Source organism: Sphingosinicella soli (genome assembly GCF_014199685.1).
Taxonomy (GTDB): Bacteria; Pseudomonadota; Alphaproteobacteria; order Sphingomonadales; family Sphingomonadaceae; genus Sphingosinicella; species Sphingosinicella soli.
Genome location: NZ_JACHNZ010000001.1, coordinates 1 through 18,977, shown reverse-complemented (window position 1 = coordinate 18,977; position 18,977 = coordinate 1). Strand labels below are relative to the sequence as shown.

Sequence of the window (18,977 nt, the reverse complement as noted above, 5' to 3'; positions counted from 1 at the left end):
CTCCTAGAGTTCGGTGCGTACTTTCCAGAGTTCGGGGAACAATTCCACCTCAAGCATCTTGCGGAGGTAGGAAACGCCCGACGTGCCGCCGGTGCCGCGTTTCAGTCCGATGATGCGCTCCACGGTCGTTACGTGATTGAAGCGCCAGCGCCGGAAATAATCCTCGAAATCGACCAGTTTCTCGGCCAGCTCATAAAGCGCCCAGTATTTTTCGGGCGCCTGGTAAATGGTTTTCCAGGCCTCGATCACATCCTGGCTTTCCGCGCGCGGCGCCGCCCAGTCGGTGCGCTCCGCATCGGCCGCGCCGATCGGAATGCCGCTGCGCTGAAGCAGCAGCAGCGCCTCGTCGTAAAGGCTGGGTTCGGCCAGAATGGCTTCCAGCTTCGCCATCACGTCGGGCCGGTGCGCATGCGGCTTCAGCATCGCGGCGTTGCGGTTGCCCGCAAGAAACTCGATCGCGCGGTACTGGTAGGACTGGAAGCCCGACGATTGCCCCAGCGAATCCCGAAACTCGGTATATTCGCTCGGTGTCATCGTCCGCAGCACGTCCCACGCGCTGTTGAGCTGTTCGAAGATGCGCGCCACGCGCGTCAGCATCTTGAAGGCGTTCTGCACGCGCCCTTCGCGGATCGCCTTCATCGCGGCGCGCATCTCGTGAACGGCGAGCTTTATCCACAACTCGGACGTCTGGTGCTGGATGATGAACAGCATTTCGTCGTGCGCAGTCGAAAGCGGGTTCTGCGCATCGAGAATGCGATCGAGCGACAGATAGTCGCCGTACGACATGCGTTCGCGGAACGACATCTCGGCGCCTTCGGTCGCGGGATCATAGGGTTTCGATCCGCTCACGTGACAAGTCCTCTCCGGTGATATTCGGGTTTGTCCCAGCTTTTCGTGTTCAGCACATCCTCCATGATGGAGACGGCGCCCAGAACCTCGTCCTGCCCGATATAGAGCGGCGTGAAACCGAAGCGCAGCGCGTCGGGCGCGCGGAAATCGCCGATGAGCCCGCGCGCGATCAGCGCCTGCATGATCGCGTAGCCCTGCGCGTGACGGAACGACACCTGGCTGCCCCGCACTGCGCTGTCGCGGGGCGAGGCCAGCGTCAGCTCGGGGCAGCGCGCCTCGACCTCGCGGATGAACAGTTCCGACAGTTCCACCGACTTGCGGCGCACGTCCGCCATGTCGACGCCCTCCCATGCATCGAGCGCGGCATCGAGCACGGCGAGCGCGATGATCGGCGGCGTGCCGACGCGCATCCGCTCGATGCCGCCGCCGGGGCGGTAGTCATGGTCGAACGCGAACGGCGCCTCGTGCCCCATCCAGCCGGAAAGCGCCGGGCGTGCGGCGCCTGCGTGCTCGGCGGCGACGTAGATGAACGCAGGCGCGCCGGGGCCGCCGTTCAGGTATTTGTAGGTGCAGCCGACTGCGAAGTCTGCGCCTGCCCGCGTCACATCCACGGGGATCGCACCTGCCGAGTGCGCGAGATCCCAGATCGTCAGCGCGCCTGTCGCGTGCGCCTTTGCGGTGAGCTTCGCCATGTCGTGCACGCGGCCCGTGCGATAATCGACCTCGGTAATCATCAGCACCGCGACGCTCTCGTCGATCGCGGCCTCCACGGCTTCGGGCTCCACGACCTTCAGTTCGTGCCCCTGCCCCAGCGAGCGGATCAAGCCCTGCGCCATGTAGAGGTCGGTGGGGAAATTGCCGCTGTCCGACAGGATCACGCGCCGCTCGGGGCGCATTTCGAGCGCCGATGCGAGCGCCTGATAGACCTTGATCGAAAGCGTATCGCCCATCACGACGCTGCCCTCGGGCGCGCCAATCAGCCGGGCGATGCGGTCGCCCACTTTCCGCGGCTGCACCATCCAGCCGGCGCTGTTCCAGCCCTTGATAAGCTCGCCGCCCCACTCCTCTTCGATCACCTTGCCCGCGCGCGCCTTCGCAGCGACCGGCAGCGGCCCGAGCGAATTGCCGTCGAGGTAGATGACGCCTTCGGGGATATGGAACTTGGCGCGCGTCGCGCTGAAATCGGTCATGCCTGTCTTTCCGCTTTCAATCGGAACCGCTGGATCTTGCCGCTTTCGGTTTTCGGAAGCGCGGCGGTGAACCGCACCGAACGCGGATACTTGTAGGGCGCGATGGTGGCCTTCACGTGATCCTGCAATGTCTTCACAACACCGTCGCCCGCCGCGACGCCTTCCACCAGAACGATATGCGCCTCCACGATCTGCCCCCGCGCCTCGTCGGCGATGCCGATCACCGCGCATTCGAGCACGTGCGGATGCTTGAGCAGCGCGGCCTCCACCTCCGGCCCGGCGATGTTATAGCCCGCCGAGATGATCATGTCGTCGGAGCGCGCGGCGAAGTGGAAACGGCCCTCGGTGTCCTGCGTGAAGGAATCGCCGGTCAGGTTCCAGCCTTTCTTCACGTACTTCTGCTGACGCGTGTCGGCGAGATAGCGGCAGCCGACAGGCCCGCGCACGGCAAGCCGCCCGACCTCGCCGCGCGGCAGTTCGCTCATGTCCTCGTCGACGATCTTCGCCTCATAGCCGGTGAGCGGCCGCCCCGTGCAGGCCGGGTGCATGTCGTCCAGCCGGTTCGAAATGAAAATGTGCAGCATTTCGGTCGCGCCGATGCCGTCGAGGATCGGCTTCCCGGTCTTCCTCACCCAGTCCTCGAACACCGGCGCGGGCAGCGTTTCGCCCGCCGACACGGCAATGCGCAGCGACGAGAGGTCCGCGCCCTCGTCGAGCGCGGCGAGCATCATGCGGTAGGCGGTGGGCGCGGTGAAGCTGATCGTCGCCCGGTACGTCTCGATGATCTCGATCATGTTCGGAGGCGATGCGTGCTCCAGCAGCGTCGCGGCAGCCCCGAAACGCAGCGGAAAGATCGCGAGCCCGCCGAGCCCGAAGGTGAAGGCGAGCGGCGGGGAGCCCACGAAAATATCGTTCGGGCGCACGCCGAGCACTTCCTTCGCATAGCCGTCCGCGATGATGAGCAGGTCGCGGTGGAAGTGCATCGTCGCCTTGGGCTCGCCCGTGGTGCCCGATGTGAAGCCGAGCAGCGCCACGTCGTCGCGGCCCGTCTCGACCGCATCGAATTTCACCGACTTGCCGAGCGCGACGCGATCAAGCTCCGCATCGTGGTTCGCGGTGCCGTCGAAGCCGACGACCGCTTTCAGGAAACGGCTGTCCTTCGCGCACAGAGCCATTTCGTCCATCAGCCGCGTGTCGCAGAGCGCAAGGCTGATCTCCGCCTTGTCGACGATCTTCGAAAGCTCGCCCGCGCGCAGCATCGGCATGGTGTTGACGACGACCGCCCCCGCCTTCGTCGCGGCGAGCCAGCACGCGACCATCGCGGGGTTGTTGGCAGACCGGATCAGCACGCGGTTGCCCGGCTGAACGCCGTAATCCTCGACAAGCGCATGCGCGATGCGGTTCGACCAGTCGGTGAGTTCCTTGTAGGTGCGCTGCCGCCCGTTACCGATCAGCGCGGTGTGGTCGCCGAAGCCCTTCTCCACCATCGCGTCGGTCAGCTCGACGCCCGCGTTCAGAGTTTCGGGGTAATCGAAGCCGTCCAGCAGCAGGTCCGGCCATTCTTCGAAGGGCGGCAGATTGTCCCGCGTGAACGTATCGACATGCGCCGACGGCCCCAAAATCATGCTCCCGCTCCCATTACCTGACGTGCGATCACCACCTTCTGGACGTCCGATGCGCCTTCGTAGATGCGAAGCGCGCGGATTTCCCGGTACAGGCTTTCGACGATATGGCCCCGGCGCACGCCGTCGCCGCCGTGAAGCTGCACCGCCTTGTCGATCACCGCCTGCGCGCGATCGGTGGCGTAGAGCTTCGCCATCGCCGCCTCGCGCGTCACGCGCGGCGCGCCCATGTCCTTGGTCCACGCGGCCCGGTAGACGAGGAGCGCGGCGGCATCGACGTCGAGCGCCATGTCCGCGATATGTCCCTGCACCATCTGCAGGTCGAACAGCGGCGCGCCGAAAAGCGTGCGCTCGCGCGTGCGCGTGATGCTCTCTTCCAGTGCCCGCCGCGCAAAGCCGAGCGCCGCCGCGCCCACGGTCGAGCGGAACACGTCGAGCACCGACATGGCGATGCGGAAGCCGTCGCCCGGTTTCCCCACCATCGCCGAGGCGGGCACGCGCACATCGTTGAAGCGCAGCCGCGCGAGCGGGTGCGGGGCGATGACGTCGATGCGCTCGGCGACCTCCAGCCCCGGCGTGTCCGCCGCCACGATGAACGCCGAAAGCCCCTTGGCGCCGGGCGCCTCGCCGGTGCGTGCGAACACGGTGTAAACGTCGGCGATCCCGCCGTTCGAAATCCACGTTTTCTCGCCCGAAAGCACATAGTCGCCGCCGTCGCGCCGCGCCGCCATGTCCATGTTGGCGACGTCCGATCCCGAGCGCGGCTCCGAAAGCGCGAACGCGGAAATCGCCTTGCCCGCGCGCGTCTTGCGCAGCCATTCGCGGTGGCCTTCGTCGCCGAACAGGCTGATCGTCCCGGTGCCGAGCCCCTGCATCGCAAAGGCGAAGTCGGCGAGCCCGTCATGCCGCGCCAGCGTCTCGCGCGTGATGCAGAGCGTGCGCACGTCGAGAGGGGCCACGGCATCGGGGTCTACCGCCGTCGGCAAAAGCCAGCCGCCTTCGCCCAGTATGGCCACAAGCCGGCGGCACGCAGCGTCGGTGTCGCCGTGGTCGACAGGCAAATTCTCCCGGCACCACGCCTCCAGCCGCGCGGCATAGTCGCGGTGCCGGTCTTCGAAGAACGGCCAGTCGAGAAAGCTGCGGTCTGCCATCAGTCGCCCTCGAACACGGGCGTCTGCTTCGCCACGAACGCCTTGTACGCCCGCTCGAAATCCCGCGTCTGCATGCAGATCGCCTGCGCCTGCGCTTCGGACTCGATCGCCTGGTCCAGGCTCATCGACCATTCCTGATTGAGCTGCGTCTTCGTGATGCCGTGCGCGAAGGTCGGCCCGGAAACGATGCGCCGCGCCATCTCCAGCGCGTCCGCCTCCAGCGCATCGGCCGCGACGAGCCGGTTGTAATAGCCCCAGCGTTCGCCTTCCTCGGCGCTCATCGTGCGCCCGGTATAAAGCAGCTCCGAAGCCCTGCCCTGCCCGATGATGCGCGGCAGCATCGCGCACGCCCCCATGTCGCACCCCGCAAGGCCGACGCGGGTGAACAGGAACGCCGTCTTCGCTGCGGGCGTCGCGATGCGGATGTCCGACGCCATCGTGATGATCGCGCCTGCCCCGACGGCGATCCCGTCCACCGCCGCAATGATCGGCTTGCCGCAGTGAAGCATCGCCTTCACGAAATCGCCCGTCATGCGCGTGAACGCCAGCAGCCCCTTCATGTCCATCGCGACGAGCGGCCCGATGATGTCGTGCACATCGCCGCCCGAACAGAAGTTGCCGCCGTTCGGCAGGAACACCACCGCATCGACGTCGTCGGCGTAAACGAGCGCGCGGAACGTGTCGCGCAGCTCGGCATACGAATCGAACGTCAGCGGGTTCTTGCGTTCGGGCCGGTCGAGCCGGATGCGCGCGATGCGGCCTTCGACCTCCCAGAGAAAATGCTTCGGCTTCAATCCTGCCATCTGCGTCAATGTCCGCCCTCCCACTTGCTCTGGAATGTTCTGAGTGTGCCCGCGAGGTGCGCGGCCTCTTCGGGATCGATGTCGGCGAGCAGCGCGTCGATCCAGCGCTCGTGCGCCGCCGCCATCGCCTTGAACTGCGCGGCGCCCGCCTCGGTCAGCTTGACGATGAAGGCGCGGCGGTCGCCGTTGCGGGCGGTGCGCGCGACCGATCCATCCAAGACCAGGCGGTCGACGATGCCCGTGACGTTGCCGTTGGAGACGAGCAGGAAACGCGAAAGCTCGCTCATCATCATGCCCTCGGGCTGTCGGTCGAGCGCCGCCATGACGTCAAAGCGCGGCAGGGTCGTGTCGAAATCCGCCTTCAGCCGCTCGCGCAGTTCCGCCTCGATAAGGCGCGTCGCGCGGAGCAGGCGCAGCCACAGGCGGACACGCTCCTTGGCGAGCGGCGCGCTCACCATGTCTCGCCGCCCGACACGGAGATCGCTTGGCCCGTAACGGACGCCGCGCCTTCGCTCGCGAGCCAGAGCACCGTGGCGGCGATTTCATCGGGCGTAATGAAGCGGCCCTGCGGGTTCGTCGCCGCGAGGCTGGCGCGTGCCTCCTCGCGGCTGCGGCCGGTCGTCGCCATGATGCGGGCGATCGATTCTTCGAGAAGATCGGTTTCGGTGAAGCCGGGGCACACGGCGTTGACCGTGACGCCCGATTTCGCGATCTCCGCCGCGAGCGCGCGCATCAGGCCGACGACGCCGTGCTTGGCCGCCACGTAGGGCGCGACATAGGCATAGCCCTTGAGCCCCGCGGTCGAGGCGATGAAGATGATCCGCCCGGCGCGGCGCTTGACCATCGGCGCGAGCGCGGGCTGCACGGTGAGGAACGCGCCGGTGAGGTTCACCGCGAGCGCGGCCTGCCAGTCCGCGAGGCTCACCTTGTGCGCCGGGGCGCTTTCGGCGGCGCCTGCGTTGGCGACGACGATGTCGAACGGCCCATGTGCTTCGTGGAGCGCGCGCATCGCGGCCTCGTCGGTCACATCCGCCTGCACGGCCTTGATGCGCGCGTCTTCCGCCGCGACCGTTTCCAGCGGCGCGAGGCGGCGGCCGCAGACGGTGACGCCAACGCCTGCTCCTGCAAGCGCAAGCGCGATGGCCCGGCCCGCGCCGGTGCCGCCGCCGGTGACGAGTGCGGTGCGCGTCATACCTTGCCCGTCATCTGTTCAGGCCCGCGCTCGGCGAGGCGAAAGGCCTGATCGCGCCCGGCGAGATAGGGGCTCGGCCAGGGCGTATCCTTGTCTCGGAGCGCCGCCGCCGCGTGCAAGGTCCAGTACGGATCGGCAAGATGCGGGCGGGCAAGGCAGACGAGATCGGCGCGCCCCGCCATCAGGATCGAATTGGCGTGGTCGGGCTCGTAGATGTTGCCCACGGTCATGGTCGCCATGCCGGTCTCGTTGCGGATGCGATCGGAGAACGGCGTCTGGAACATGCGGCCATAGACAGGCCGCGCATCCACCGATGTCTGCCCCGCCGAAACGTCGCAGATATCGACACCGGCGTCCTTCAGGATGTCGGCGATGCGCACGGCCTCCTCGGGCGTCACGCCGTCGTCGCCGACCCAGTCGTTGGCCGAGATACGCACCGATATGGGCTTCTCGTCCGGCCAAACGGCGCGCACCGCGCGGAACACCTCCAGCGGATAGCGCATGCGGTTTTCAAGGCTGCCGCCATATTCATCCTCGCGCCGGTTCATGAGCGGGCTGATGAACGACGAGAGCAGATAGCCGTGGGCGGCATGGATTTCCACCATGTCAAAGCCCGCGCGGTTCGCCATTTCGGCGGATGCGACGAACTGGTCCCGCACGCGGTCCATGTCGGCGCGGTCCATCGGCTTCGGCACGGCGTTTCTCGGGGACCACGGGAGTGCGGAGGCGGCAAGCAGCGGCCAGTTGCCGCTGGGCAGCGGCGCATCCATCTCTTCCCAGCCGATCTGCGTCGAGCCCTTGGCGCCCGAATGGCCGAGCTGCGCGCAGATCTTCGCGGGCGTTTCGGCGTGGACGAAATCGACCAGACGCTTCCACGCCGCCTCGTGCTCGGGCGCATAGAGGCCGGGGCAGCCGGGGGTGATGCGGCCCTCCGGGCTCACGCAGGTCATCTCCACGAACACCAGACCGGCGCCGCCTTTCGCGCGCTCGGCATAATGCACGAAGTGCCAGTCGGTCGGGCAGCCGTCGACCGCCTTGTACTGCGCCATCGGCGAGACGACGATGCGGTTCTGCAGTGTCATGCCGCGCAGGCTGAGCGGCGCGAACATCGGCGCGCGGCGAACGCTTCCCGCGCCCGCCTGCTGCTGAAACCACGTTTCCGCGCTGTCGAGCCACGCGCGATCGCGCAGGCGCAGGTTTTCGTGCGAAATGCGCTGCGAGCGCGTGAGCAGCGAATAGTTGAACTGCACCGGATCAAGTTCGAGGTAGCGCTCGACCTCCTCGAACCACTCCATCGAGTTGCGCGCAGCGGATTGCAGCCGCAGCACCTCGACGCGCCGCGCGTCCTCATACTTCTGGAACGCCGCTGCGAGCGTCGGCTCGCTGTGGATATAGTCGGCGAGCGCGGCGGCGCTTTCCAGCGCCAGCTTCGTGCCCGAACCGATGGAGAAATGCGCCGTCGCCGCCGCATCGCCGAGCAGCGCGACATTTTCGTGCGACCAGCGTTCGCAGAGCACGCGCGGGAAATTGATCCAGGCCGAACCGCGAATATGCGCCGAATTCGACATCAGATTATGCCCGCCGAGGTGCTTGGCGAAAATGCGCTCGCAGGTCGCGACTGATGCAGCCTGGCTCAGCTCGCCGAAGCCGAACGCGGCCCATGTCGCCTCCGAACATTCCACGATGAACGTCGCGGTATCGGCATCGAACTGATAGGCGTGCGCCCATACCCAGCCGTGCTCGGTCTTTTCGAAGATGAACGTGAAGGCGTCGTCGAACTTCTGGTGCGTGCCCAGCCACACGAACTTGCACTTGCGCACGTCGATGTTGGGCTGGAAATGATCCGCGAATTCGGTGCGCGTGCGCGAATTGAGCCCGTCGGCGGCAACGACGAGGTCGTATCTGTCCATGTAGGCGCGCGCCGGTTCCGCCTCCGTCTCGAAGCGGATCTCGACGCCAAGCTCCAGCGCGCGCGCCTGCAGCAGCAGCAGGAGCTGCTTGCGGCCGATGCCGCAGAAACCGTGACCTGTGGAGGTGGTCCGCACGCCCTTGTGAACGACGGCGATATCGTCCCAGTACGCGAAGTGCTCGCGGATCGCGGCGGCGCTGAGCGGGTCGTTCGCCGCCAGATTGTCGAGCGTCTCGTCGGAGAGCACGACGCCCCAGCCGAACGTATCGTCGGGCCGGTTGCGTTCGATGATCGTGATGCGGTGGCCGGGATCGCGCAGCTTCATGCTGATCGCGAAATAAAGGCCCGCAGGCCCGCCGCCGAGTACAGCCACATCCATCGGATGACCTCCCTTGTCGATGAGTCGCAGGCTGACATGCGGCGACATTTATTTCAAGCCTGAAGTTTTAGGATTGAAATATTTTTGGCGCAGCGCATTGTGTGTCAACACAGCAGGAGTGGACATGATCACGGACTGGGATGACGCCTACGCCAATGCCGCCTACATCGCGGACGGCGAGCGCTGGCCGGATGCCTGGGTAGCGCCCGCGCAGCGCTGGCGCGAAACCTGCGGCGCGCGCGCATTGCTCGATCTTTCCTACGGCGACGCGCCGCGCAACCGCTTCGATCTGTTCCTCCCCGAAGGCGCGCCGCGCGGTCTGGTCGTGTTCATCCACGGCGGATACTGGCTCGCGCTCGACAAAAGCTATTGGTCGCATTTGTCGCGCGGGCCGCTGGAGCGCGGTTTCGCCGTGGCGATGCCGTCCTACACGCTCTGCCCGGAGGCCCGCATCGGCGGCATCGTTCGCGAGGTTGCCGCCGCGATCGCCGCAGCCGCCGCGCGCGTGGAGGGTCCGATCTTCATCACCGGGCACTCGGCGGGCGGGCACCTTGCTGCGCGCATGGCGGCCCTGCCCTCGCCGCTGTCACCCGAAATCGCCGCCCGCATCGCGCATGTCGTACCGATTTCCGCGCTTGCCGATCTGCGGCCGCTGATGCGCACGGAGATGAACGAGACGCTTCGTATCGACGACGCCGAAGCCGCCGCCGAAAGCCCTGCGCTGCTGGCGCCGCTGCCCGGCGCGCGCGTCACCTGCTGGGTGGGTGCCGACGAGCGCCCCGAATTCCGCCGCCAGTCGGCGCTGCTCGCGAACGTCTGGACCGGCCTCGGCATCGCTACGGCGCTTGTCGAGGAGCCGGGCCGCCATCACTTCGACGTCATCGACGGCCTTGAAGACCCCGACCACCCGCTGACGCGCACGCTGCTGGGCGAATAGTTCAGTCGGCTTTCAGCCAGCGGTCGTACCAGGCGATGTTCGCCGCAATCCGGTGCGAGAGGTAGCTCGGCACGGTGAGGCCGTGGTTTTCGCCGGGATAGACGATCAGTTTCGTCGGGACGCCGCGCGTTTTCAGCGTCAGGTACATCTGCTCCGCGCCCACGCACGGCACGTTGTCGTCGGCGTCCGCGCACTGGAACAGCGTCGCGGCCGTGATGCGCTCGGGCTCGAAAAACGGGTAGGCGAGCTTCTTCCAGGTCTCGAAATTCTCCCACGGCGTGCCGAGTTCGAGAATATATTCGCGCTGGTACATATCGACGCCCCACGTCGCGAAGATGTTGGAAACCCCCGCGCCCGCCACCGCCGCCTTGATGCGCTTGTCGTAGGCGATCATATAGCCGGAGAGGATTCCGCCGTAGCTCCAGCCGCCCACGCCGATGCGGTTCGCGTCCGCGATGCCGGTTTCCACGGCGTTGGTGATGCCCGCGCTGATGTCCTGCGCGTCGACATTGCCCCAGTCCGCATAGATCGCGCGCGAGAAATCGAAGCCCCGCCCCGATGAGCCGCGCGGGTTGATCTTGAGCACGACATAGCCCGCCGCCGCGAGCGCGCGCGCATCGAGATCGAACTCGTGGCTGTGCTGATAGACCGGCCCGCCGTGGAGGTCCGCGACGAGCGGATACCGCTTCGCCGCGTCGTAATCCGGCGGCAGCACGTAAAAGCCGTGGATTTCCGCGTCGCCGCTCTTGAAGCTCACATCGCGCGTTTCGCCGAGCGCGCGGTCCTTCAGCCAGGGGTTGTGGTCGGTGAGTTGCCGCGCACCCGATTTTTCGAGCGCATACAGTTCGGAGGGCTTTTCGTTCGTGGTTTCCAGAACGGCGATGCGCCCGTCCTTCGCGACGGCATAATCATAGGCGAAGCGCGTGCCCTGCGTCAGATAGCTGATCTTGCCGCTCTCCGCGTCCACGCGCGCCAGCCATGTGTCGCGGTCGCCCTCGATCTGCGCGAGGATCGAGCCGTCCGGCGCAAACCGGGGATAGTAGAACCAGAGGTCGAGCTTTGCAGGCCGCGTCACCGCGCCCGTCGATACGTCCGCGACGGCCAGATGCGGCGCGCCGTAGTAGAGCCACTTGTCTTCAATGCCTTCGAGCCAGACGATACGCCGGGAATCGGGCGACCACGAGACGCCCGCGCTCCAGTCCGGGTCATCGTCCGCGTTCGCCGTGGGGCTGATCTTGCGGGGTTCGCCGCCTTCGGGCGGGAGCACGTAGATTTCGCTGTTCAGCGTCTTGTCGCCGGCGTGGTCCTTGGCGGTGTAGGCGATGAGCTTGCCGTCCGGCGACCACGCGGGCCGCCAGTGATCGCGCGCGCCTTGCGTCAGCTGCCGCGCCGCGCCGGTGGCAAGATCGACGATGAAAAGCTGCTGCGTGCGGTCGTCGAGATAGCCGCGCCCGTCCTGCTTGAAATAAAAGCGCTCGGTCTCGATCGGCGGCGGGGTCTTCGCCTTGCTGCCGACCGTCTTGCCGACCTCTGCAACGACGACCGCGAATTTTCCGTCGGGCGACAGATCGTATCCGCTGATGCCGCCGGGAAGCGAGGTGATCCGCGTGCCCGCGCCGCCGTTGGCGGACATCCGCCAGAGCTGCACGCTGTCGTCTTCCTCGTCCTCGCCGTCTTTCTTTTCGCCCGCATCGCTCAGGAACACGACCGTCTTGCCGTCGGGCATGTAGCGCGCGCCGTATTCGCTCACCTCCGGCGTCTGCGTCAGCGGCGCGGGCGCACCGCCTTTCCAGGGCACGGTCCACAGATCGGAGGTCTTTTCGTCGCGGTCCCGGTCAGGCGCGGTGACGGTGTAAATGATCGCGGCGCCGTCGGGCGAAAACTGCGGCTCCGCCACATCCGCCAGCCGGTAATGATCGTCCGGCACCACCGCAGAGGGCGCCGCCAGAGCGAGGCCGGATGATGCCAGAAGCGCGAAGCTGCCCAGAATTCTGTACACTGTCCGGCCCTTTCGTGTCGTCAGAACGAAACCGTCGCGCCCATGTAGAAATAGCGCCCCATTGCGGAAACCGGATAGGAGGTGTACTCGAAGCCCGGTTTCGCATCGAACAGGTTGTTCACGCCGCCGTAGATGTTGAAGCGCTCTCCGACATCATAGCTGAGCTGGACCTCGTGCTCCCATTTCTCCTTGACCCAGAGATATTCGGGGTCGGCATAATCGGGGTCGCCCGCGAGATATTCGGCGGAAAAGCGCCGTGTCTTGTCGAACCAGCTGATGCCGTAGGCGACGGTCAGCGGGCCTTTTTGCCATGTGAGATCGAGCGTCGCCGAATAGCGCGGGGCATATTCGTCGGCCTCGCCGACGTTCGAGTTCAATTCGGCGCCCGGCGTCGCGACGAATTCCAGCCGATCGAGATAATTGCCGGTCAGCGCAACGCCGAACGTGCCCGCCGTATCCGACGCCACGCGGTAGGCCAGCGTCACGTCGAGGCCCGCCGTGCGGAACTGCGCGACGTTGTCGGGTCGCGACACGAAGCCGGTGATGAAGCCGGAGGACGGATCGCGCACGATCGCCGGGCAGAACGGATTGTCGATCGTCGGCTGATCCACGCAAAGCTCGGTGAGTTCCTCGGCCTCGGGCGTGTTGATCGCGTTCTTGATCTTGATGTCGTACCAGTCCGCCGAAAGCGTGAAGCCGCGCAGGAACGTCGGCCGCAGGACCACGCCCGCCGTCCAGGTCTTCGCGGTTTCCTCCTGTAGATCGGGATTTCCGCTGCTCAGCCCCTCGGTGAACACCGTCGAGCTGGGATCGTTCGACGGGCTGAAGGTCGCCGGATCGACGCCGAGCCCGTTCAGAATGGCCGCGCAGTTCGCCGCCCGCGTCGATGAGCCGTTGTTCAGTTCCTGCAGGTCGCACGGATCGACGATGAAGTTGTACGAACCGCTCGCGGGCGCGAACAATTCCGCGATGTTGGGCGCGCGCACCGCCTGCGAATAGGTGGCGCGGAACGAGACGTCGCGGATCGGCGCATAGACACCGTCCACCTTCCACGTCGTCGTGCCGCCGATCGTGCTGTAATCCGCAAGCCGGATCGCGCCGCCCACCGACAGCAGATGCGCGCCGGGCATATCCTTCAGAATCGGCACGTTGATTTCGGCAAACACTTCCTTGACGTTGAAGCTGCCGCGCGCGGCCTGCACGGGCAGCGCCCAGGTGAGGGCGTCGGCGATCAGCGGGTCGGGATCGAAACGGCTGCTTTCCTTGCGGTATTCCGCGCCGAACGCGAAGCCGATCGGGCCGCCGGGCAGTGCCAGAAACGCGCCGGTGTCGCCCGAAACCGAGCCCGAAAACACATGCTGCGTGACCTTGGCGTAGCTGACGCTGTCCGTCGTCACGAAGTCGATCGCCGCCGGATCGCTCAGATACTCGCCGAAAATGTTGAACGGCACGCAACCGGGAAAGGGATTTTCGGGATCGAGCATCGTCCGGCAGATCGGCGCGCCCGTATCGGGATCGCTGACGACGTCGACCGCCGCCTGCCACTCCGCTTCCAGCCGGTTGCCGCGGGTGATCGTCCGCGTCTTCGTCTGGCCGTAGACGTAGGACACTTCGTATCTCAGGTTTTCGCTGAAGCTGCCGCTCGCGCCGATCACGCCGCGCAGCGTCTCGCGGCGGTTTTCCTCGAAATTGACCCCGAGATCGAAGTGATCGCGCGTCACCAGCACGCCGTCGGGCGTATCGGGATCCTCGAAATACGCAGCGGCGGCACCGGGCACGATCGCGTCGCGGATCGATTGCGGCATGAACGGATTTTCGGGGGTCTGGAACAGATAGAAGTCGAATGTCGGCTGCTGCTGCGTCCACGCGTTGGTGCGAACGTACTTGCCTTCCGCAAACAGCGTGAAGGCGTCGCTGAATTCATAGCGGCCGAGAACATTGAAGAGGTGGCGCTCGAGGCCGGGAAACAGATCGCCCTGATAGCCGTTCACCGGGGTGTTCGATCCGCCCTGCGCGTAACCGCCCGATTCCTCGAGCACGAGACCGCGATCGTAGACCCGCCCGTTGCCTTCGAAATCCGATGCGAAATCAAAGTCCACGTCCACCGCGCCCATGCGCGCGCTGTCTGCCCAGCGCACGTCATCATAGGGAATGACGTCGGGAATGTTCGGGTCGTCGGGCAGATCGGCCTGGTTGCGGTAAAGCCCCGCCGCGCGCGGATTCGTGAGCCGCGAGCGGCGCAGTTCGTTCAGCCGGTCGTCCTTGTTGTATTCGTACGCCGCCGCGATATTGCCCCGGCCTTCGGAAAAATTGGTGCCCGCCGTGATCGATCCGAAGCGGTTCGCGCCGTCGCCGCGCTGCGAAATGCCCATCTGGCCGCGCGCGGTGATGCCTTCGAAATCGCGCTTCATCCGAAAGTTGACGACGCCCGAAACGCCGTCCGCGCCGTAAATCGCCGACGCGCCGCCGGTCAGCACGTCAACGGCCTCTATGAGCCCCGTGGGAATGGCGTTGATATCCACCGCCGCCGACCCCGCCAGCGCCGACACGTGGCGGCGCCCGTCCACCAGAACGAGCGTGCGGTCGGTGCCGAGATTCCTGAGATCGAGCAGGTTCAGGCCCGCCTCGCCGAAGTTTGTTTCCGAGCCGCCGGTCTGGCTTCCGGTGCGGGAACCAGCGAGCGCCGGGCTTTGCGTGAGGAAATCCGCGATGTTGGTCTTGCCCGACTGCGCGATCGCTTCAGACGACAATGTCGTGACCGGGTTGGCGAAATCGAGTTCGGGGCGGCTGATGCGCGTGCCCGTGATGACGATGGTTTCGCCCACCTCGTCCTGCGCGGTTTCCGATTGCGCGAATGCCTGCGGTGCCCACGCCGTCGAGGCCATCAGCACGGCGAATCCGGTGATCCTTCTCATATCCGCTGCTCCCACCCTGTTGCCGGTTTCCGGCGTTCTTTCAGAACTTCCCTGGGCGGAGGATGTCGCAGCCTCTGTAGTTAGTCAATTGTCTAATCCGCAAACGCGCGCGCCGCCCCGGCGGATACCGGAGCGGCGCGGACAAACGTGGACGGAGTTTTCAGCAGGAACTGAGCGGATTGCGCGCGCGGTTCCAACCCAGCGCCGCAAGGCGTTCCGAGCGCTCGCACCGGCGGCGCTCGATGATGCCGTTCAGCTTCATCGCAAGACCGATCGCGATGAAGGCGCAAACCGCCTGCGAATAATTGTGCATCGCAAAGCTGGCCGTGCCGACAACCGCGCAAATAATGATAATGGTGGGGAAGACGCGGGCGTAGACCGCGTCAGCGAGTTCAACCTTGTCCATGGCCCCTAGACTCCCGAGCGTTTATTTTGACCCGGTGCCATTAGCCGCCGAAATCGCTAACGAGGTCTTGCCGAACGCGGTTAACATCAAAACTTTGATGGTTAACCTTACGGACCTGTTATCATTGTGCTTTCGCGGCTTTACCGAAGGCCTTACTGGGTGCCCGCGATCAGGCTCGCCGTGCTGCCGCCGCCTTCCTTCGCCGAGGCGTGAACCTGCAGGCTGCGCTTCGACGCCTCATCCTGCGCGGCGACCATTTGCATGTCGGGCGTCGTCATCTCGCCGGCGATCTTGAGGCCCGACTTCTGCGCCTCGGCCTTGTACCAGGCGACGACCTTTTCGGGTGCATCGCCGGTTTCGAAATTGACCATGCCGCCGATGCCCGAACCGGAATCGCCGCCCGCGCCGCCGACGACCTTGGCACCGGGATAGAGCGGCGCGAAATCGGGGAGGAAATCGGCCGCGCCCGCCCCGCTCTTGAACGTGCCGGTCTCGCCGTCCGGCCCGGTGACGGTGACGGTTGAGTTTTCACCGTCCTGCCGCACGCTGTACTGCGCTTCGCCGTCATCGGTGGCGACGCTGCCGCTGGCGACTTTTTTGCCTTCGCCCTTCGAAGCCTCGCTGGCATCGTTGCCGCCGCATGCCGCGAGCGCAACCAGTGCCGCGCCGGCGACAAACCCCCGTTTCATCATAAGAATGCCTCCTGTCCGGCCGCCACATTATCAAATGCGCGCCGGACAGGAAGCCTTGATTTTTCAACAGGTCAGCGGCACTTCACGCCGTCGTCGAGGCTCTTGCCGACGAGACCGCCCGCAACCGCGCCGAGCACCGCGCCCACGGTCTTCGATCCGCCCGGCGCGATCTCGTGGCCGAGCACGCCGCCCGCCACGCCGCCGATGATAAGCCCCGTGGTGCCGTCCTTGCGCTTGCAGTAATAGCGCCCGTCGCGGCCGCGATAGATCTGCTCGTCGCGGCTCAGGCGGCGTTCGCGATAATTGCCCTTGCGATAGTGATCGTCGGGATACCAGCGATCCCGATCCTTGGCGCGCTTCCCGTGCGCCGGTGCCCAATGCGGCGGATCGGCAAGCGCCGGGGCCGACCACACACCGGCCAGCGGGATGAGCGAAGCCGCGACAGCAGCGAAAACGACCTTTTTCATAAACCTCTCCAAACCGTTCAAACGAAGCGCCTGCTTCGGGGGCCAAACGCAAGACCGCGCAAACCGCTCCCTGGAAATCGCTTCGGGCGCAGACTCGCGCCGGAACGCTGTCTCGTTCCTGAACGGCCCCGAACGGACGTGGCGAACCGCGCGAACGCGCGCTATGACGTGCATCCATGCAGACGATCGTGCTCCTCACCCTTTCGAACATCCTGATGACCTTCGCGTGGTACTGGCATCTGAAGGCCGGCGCCGCGGGGGCGAAGCCGATGTTCGTCATCATCCTCATCAGCTGGGGCATCGCCTTTTTCGAATATGCGCTCGCCGTGCCCGCGAACCGCATCGGCGCCGCCTCCGGGTGGACGCCGGGTCAGCTGAAGATCGCGCAGGAGGCGATCGCGCTCACCATCTTCGGCGTGTTCATGGTGACGTATCTGGGCGAGCCGCTGCACTGGCGCCACTTCGCCGCCTTCGGCTGCATCATGGCGGCGGTCGGCTTCCTGTTCATCGGGCGCTGAGCCGTGGACACAGCGCTCGCCGCGCTGGTCTCCCCCGACGGCACGCTCGCCGTGCGGGTGACACCCAAAGCGCGCGGCGGCGAACGCATCGTCGTTGAAGACACGCCCGAAGGCCCGCGCGCCCGCGTGTGGGTTTCCGCCCCGCCGGAAGACGGCAAGGCGAACGCTGCCGCCTCGTCGCCAAAGCGCTCGGGCTGCCGAAATCCGCCGTCAGCGTCCTTCGCGGGCAAACCGCGCGCGAAAAAATGCTCGGCATCGCAGCGGGCCTTTGACGCAGATCAAAGCGAAACGACGCCGATGGCGTACAACGCGAATCGAGGTTCCGCCGGCGACGACCGTTCCACCCTCCGCAAGGGGCCGGCGGACCCTCTCCGCAGTAAACGCCTCCGCCTTGGGGACAGCCCGCTCCTGCTGTCCCCGCATTTCTTCCCGCATTTCCGGCCTGTCCTTTTGAACAATTTGCGCCGCCGCGCGCGCACGCGCACGATCCACCGCGAACCGAAACGGACGCAAAAAGGGGGAGGAACAGCCATGACCGCCGATTTCATACGCAAGGGCGCGGGCACGCTGATGCTGCTGACCGGCGCGGCGCACGTCGCGCTGCTCGCAGTGCGGCCGATGAACCCCGAACTCGCCATCACCGCCGCGTTCGGCGCGGGCTACCTCCTGATCGGCGTGTTCCTGTGGCGCGGCGCACGCGCGGCGCTCTGGGCCGGGCTCATCCTGCCCGCGATCGGCGCGGCGCTCTCCTTCGCCGCAAACCCGCCCGGCCAAGGCGGCTGGACGCCGATCGGCACGGCGTTCGTCGCCATCGACTTCGTAGTGGTCCTCGCCTGCCTGTGGCTGCTGACGCGGCGCGCGGGCTGAACGGCGGGCGCGACCTTGTCAAGATTTATAGGAAATCCTATAAAGACAGACATGGCACAGATGAACGTCTCGATCCCCGACGCCCTCAAAAGCTGGGCGGAAACCCGCGTGGCCGAAGGCCGCTACAGCAGCACCAGCGACTATGTGCGCGACTTGATCCGGCGGGATCAGGAGCGGGCGGATGCTGTTGCGGAATTACAGGCAGCAGTGGACGCGGGCCGAGCCTCCGGGCGATCCGACAAGACGATTGCCGACATCATCGCCGAAGGCCGCAAGCGCCACGGGCTGAATGGCTGATATCGTCCTGTCGCCGCTGGCGGCCTATGATCTTGAGCAGATTCTCGACTGGAGCGTCGATCAGTTTGGCGACAGCGTGGCGTTTGCCTACATGACGGATATCGAGGCTGCTATTGCGCTGCTTGGCGAGTATCCCGAAGCGGGTGAAGTGATTTCATCCATTCGCCCGCCTGTTCGCGCTTATCCATGCCGCAGACATCGGATCATTTACGATCTGCACGCTGACGAGGTATTGATCGTTCGGGTGTTACATGCATCACAGAGCGTTAAATTGGCTTTGAACTAAAAGCCTAAAACTTCGCCAGCGTGCGAACATCACCTGCCCATTCCATACTATTGCTTAGGACGTGACGGCGGAGGTGGAGGTGCCGAGGGCGGGACAGTCCTACCTGGAGCCTTTTGACCCGGTGTTGGCCCTGGCGTTGGACGGGGTATCGGCTTGGGAGACGGAGGCTTGGGCGTGTTCGCCATTGGAAAACTCCATGCTTTTCCACGAGAAGATCGACAAGCTTAGCATCGCAACAACAAAAGCCACCAACGCAAGGTACTGTAGGCGATCAACATATTTGCTTATATTGGGATCAGCAAGACTAGCCCCTCTTATTCACCGGGCCGCTGCGTGATGGCGTGATCCTGGGCGGAGGCGGCAGGCGGAGATGGCAAGGGCGAGTTGCGCCGTGGCGACTAATTGTTTGATCCCAGGCTTTGATGGTGCATTATTCAGCCAGCAATGGAAGGATGCGCTATGGGACAGATACTCCATGGGAGCGCCACAACGACTGAG

At 65.5% G+C, this 18,977-nt stretch carries 18 protein-coding genes; 5 read left to right on the top strand and 13 right to left on the bottom strand.

Translation table 11 applies throughout. From position 1 onward, the window contains the following. Positions 1-3 precede the first annotated feature (3 nt). The 8 genes from kynA to GGQ98_RS00060 are packed head-to-tail and all read right to left on the bottom strand — an operon-like array spanning position 4 to position 9,095. Positions 4-849: a tryptophan 2,3-dioxygenase gene (kynA, locus tag GGQ98_RS00095; RefSeq protein ID WP_341534093.1), complete on the bottom strand. Its 846-nt coding sequence runs from the start codon at positions 847-849 to the stop codon at positions 4-6. Further along, positions 846-2,039 (bottom strand): kynureninase, encoded by a 1,194-nt coding sequence (kynU, locus tag GGQ98_RS00090; RefSeq protein ID WP_184063272.1) that lies wholly within the window; start codon positions 2,037-2,039, stop codon positions 846-848. The genes kynA and kynU overlap by 4 nt, the downstream gene beginning before the upstream one ends. Then, complete coding sequence (locus tag GGQ98_RS00085; RefSeq protein WP_207791162.1) at positions 2,036-3,664, bottom strand: AMP-binding protein; 1,629 nt, start codon at positions 3,662-3,664, stop codon at positions 2,036-2,038. The genes kynU and GGQ98_RS00085 overlap by 4 nt, the downstream gene beginning before the upstream one ends. Further along, complete coding sequence (locus tag GGQ98_RS00080; protein WP_184063269.1) at positions 3,661-4,812, bottom strand: acyl-CoA dehydrogenase family protein; 1,152 nt, start codon at positions 4,810-4,812, stop codon at positions 3,661-3,663. The genes GGQ98_RS00085 and GGQ98_RS00080 overlap by 4 nt, the downstream gene beginning before the upstream one ends. After that, the gene (locus tag GGQ98_RS00075; protein WP_207791168.1) at positions 4,812-5,615 is read right to left on the bottom strand and encodes an enoyl-CoA hydratase family protein; all 804 of its coding nucleotides are present in this window, start codon (positions 5,613-5,615) and stop codon (positions 4,812-4,814) included. Before GGQ98_RS00075 ends, GGQ98_RS00080 begins: the two co-directional genes overlap by 1 nt. Positions 5,616-5,620: 5 nt before the next feature. Further along, positions 5,621-6,073 carry a MarR family winged helix-turn-helix transcriptional regulator gene (locus GGQ98_RS00070; protein WP_184063262.1) on the bottom strand — a complete coding sequence of 151 codons (453 nt, stop codon included), beginning with the start codon at positions 6,071-6,073 and terminating at the stop codon, positions 5,621-5,623. Next, positions 6,067-6,807, bottom strand: a complete 741-nt coding sequence (locus tag GGQ98_RS00065; protein WP_184063258.1) for an SDR family NAD(P)-dependent oxidoreductase — start codon at positions 6,805-6,807, stop codon at positions 6,067-6,069. The genes GGQ98_RS00070 and GGQ98_RS00065 overlap by 7 nt, the downstream gene beginning before the upstream one ends. Beyond that, on the bottom strand, positions 6,804-9,095 hold the full coding sequence (locus GGQ98_RS00060) for a bifunctional salicylyl-CoA 5-hydroxylase/oxidoreductase (RefSeq protein ID WP_184063256.1): 2,292 nt from the start codon (positions 9,093-9,095) through the stop codon (positions 6,804-6,806). Before GGQ98_RS00060 ends, GGQ98_RS00065 begins: the two co-directional genes overlap by 4 nt. Positions 9,096-9,219: 124 nt before the next feature. Here GGQ98_RS00060 and GGQ98_RS00055 point away from each other — a divergent pair, with 124 nt between their 5' ends. Continuing rightward, positions 9,220-10,032 (top strand): alpha/beta hydrolase, encoded by an 813-nt coding sequence (locus tag GGQ98_RS00055; protein WP_184063253.1) that lies wholly within the window; start codon positions 9,220-9,222, stop codon positions 10,030-10,032. Position 10,033: 1 nt separating this feature from the next. Here GGQ98_RS00055 and GGQ98_RS00050 read toward each other — a convergent pair whose 3' ends face one another. From GGQ98_RS00050 to GGQ98_RS00030, 5 genes are all read right to left on the bottom strand, one after another. Next, on the bottom strand, positions 10,034-12,031 hold the full coding sequence (locus GGQ98_RS00050) for a prolyl oligopeptidase family serine peptidase (protein WP_184063250.1): 1,998 nt from the start codon (positions 12,029-12,031) through the stop codon (positions 10,034-10,036). Positions 12,032-12,051: 20 nt separating this feature from the next. Continuing rightward, a complete protein-coding gene (locus GGQ98_RS00045; RefSeq protein ID WP_184063247.1) occupies positions 12,052-14,946 on the bottom strand; it encodes a TonB-dependent receptor domain-containing protein in 2,895 nt (964 codons plus the stop codon). Positions 14,947-15,106: 160 nt separating this feature from the next. Further along, complete coding sequence (locus GGQ98_RS00040) at positions 15,107-15,352, bottom strand: hypothetical protein (RefSeq protein ID WP_184063244.1); 246 nt, start codon at positions 15,350-15,352, stop codon at positions 15,107-15,109. Between the two features lie 152 nt (positions 15,353-15,504). After that, a complete protein-coding gene (locus GGQ98_RS00035; RefSeq protein ID WP_184063241.1) occupies positions 15,505-16,041 on the bottom strand; it encodes a hypothetical protein in 537 nt (178 codons plus the stop codon). Between the two features lie 74 nt (positions 16,042-16,115). Then, entirely contained in the window at positions 16,116-16,511 is a 396-nt protein-coding gene (locus tag GGQ98_RS00030; RefSeq protein WP_184063237.1) for a glycine zipper 2TM domain-containing protein, read from the bottom strand. Between the two features lie 176 nt (positions 16,512-16,687). Here GGQ98_RS00030 and GGQ98_RS00025 point away from each other — a divergent pair, with 176 nt between their 5' ends. From GGQ98_RS00025 to GGQ98_RS00005, 4 genes are read left to right on the top strand one after another with little or no spacing between them, the layout of a single operon-like run. Then, a complete protein-coding gene (locus GGQ98_RS00025; RefSeq protein ID WP_184063234.1) occupies positions 16,688-17,029 on the top strand; it encodes a DMT family protein in 342 nt (113 codons plus the stop codon). Between the two features lie 3 nt (positions 17,030-17,032). Further along, positions 17,033-17,896 carry a DUF167 domain-containing protein gene (locus GGQ98_RS18195; protein ID WP_243451594.1) on the top strand — a complete coding sequence of 288 codons (864 nt, stop codon included), beginning with the start codon at positions 17,033-17,035 and terminating at the stop codon, positions 17,894-17,896. A 51-nt stretch (positions 17,897-17,947) separates the two neighbouring features. After that, entirely contained in the window at positions 17,948-18,193 is a 246-nt protein-coding gene (locus tag GGQ98_RS00010; RefSeq protein ID WP_184063228.1) for a type II toxin-antitoxin system ParD family antitoxin, read from the top strand. After that, the gene (locus GGQ98_RS00005; RefSeq protein ID WP_184063225.1) at positions 18,186-18,479 is read left to right on the top strand and encodes a type II toxin-antitoxin system RelE/ParE family toxin; all 294 of its coding nucleotides are present in this window, start codon (positions 18,186-18,188) and stop codon (positions 18,477-18,479) included. The genes GGQ98_RS00010 and GGQ98_RS00005 overlap by 8 nt, the downstream gene beginning before the upstream one ends. Positions 18,480-18,977 lie beyond the last annotated feature (498 nt).

What these genes read in the sequence shown, in the direction of transcription:
- kynU (WP_184063272.1), bottom strand. Translation starts at nt 2,039, where the DNA reads ATGACCGATTTCAGCGCGACGCGCGCCAAGTTCCATATCCCCGAAGGC.
- GGQ98_RS00085 (WP_207791162.1), bottom strand. Translation starts at nt 3,664, where the DNA reads ATGATTTTGGGGCCGTCGGCGCATGTCGATACGTTCACGCGGGACAAT.
- GGQ98_RS00080 (WP_184063269.1), bottom strand. Translation starts at nt 4,812, where the DNA reads ATGGCAGACCGCAGCTTTCTCGACTGGCCGTTCTTCGAAGACCGGCAC.
- GGQ98_RS00075 (WP_207791168.1), bottom strand. Translation starts at nt 5,615, where the DNA reads ATGGCAGGATTGAAGCCGAAGCATTTTCTCTGGGAGGTCGAAGGCCGC.
- GGQ98_RS00070 (WP_184063262.1), bottom strand. Translation starts at nt 6,073, where the DNA reads ATGGTGAGCGCGCCGCTCGCCAAGGAGCGTGTCCGCCTGTGGCTGCGC.
- GGQ98_RS00065 (WP_184063258.1), bottom strand. Translation starts at nt 6,807, where the DNA reads ATGACGCGCACCGCACTCGTCACCGGCGGCGGCACCGGCGCGGGCCGG.
- GGQ98_RS00060 (WP_184063256.1), bottom strand. Translation starts at nt 9,095, where the DNA reads ATGGATGTGGCTGTACTCGGCGGCGGGCCTGCGGGCCTTTATTTCGCG.
- GGQ98_RS00055 (WP_184063253.1), top strand. Translation starts at nt 9,220, where the DNA reads ATGATCACGGACTGGGATGACGCCTACGCCAATGCCGCCTACATCGCG.
- GGQ98_RS00045 (WP_184063247.1), bottom strand. Translation starts at nt 14,946, where the DNA reads ATGAGAAGGATCACCGGATTCGCCGTGCTGATGGCCTCGACGGCGTGG.
- GGQ98_RS00040 (WP_184063244.1), bottom strand. Translation starts at nt 15,352, where the DNA reads ATGGACAAGGTTGAACTCGCTGACGCGGTCTACGCCCGCGTCTTCCCC.
- GGQ98_RS00035 (WP_184063241.1), bottom strand. Translation starts at nt 16,041, where the DNA reads ATGAAACGGGGGTTTGTCGCCGGCGCGGCACTGGTTGCGCTCGCGGCA.
- GGQ98_RS00030 (WP_184063237.1), bottom strand. Translation starts at nt 16,511, where the DNA reads ATGAAAAAGGTCGTTTTCGCTGCTGTCGCGGCTTCGCTCATCCCGCTG.
- GGQ98_RS00025 (WP_184063234.1), top strand. Translation starts at nt 16,688, where the DNA reads ATGCAGACGATCGTGCTCCTCACCCTTTCGAACATCCTGATGACCTTC.
- GGQ98_RS00010 (WP_184063228.1), top strand. Translation starts at nt 17,948, where the DNA reads ATGGCACAGATGAACGTCTCGATCCCCGACGCCCTCAAAAGCTGGGCG.
- GGQ98_RS00005 (WP_184063225.1), top strand. Translation starts at nt 18,186, where the DNA reads ATGGCTGATATCGTCCTGTCGCCGCTGGCGGCCTATGATCTTGAGCAG.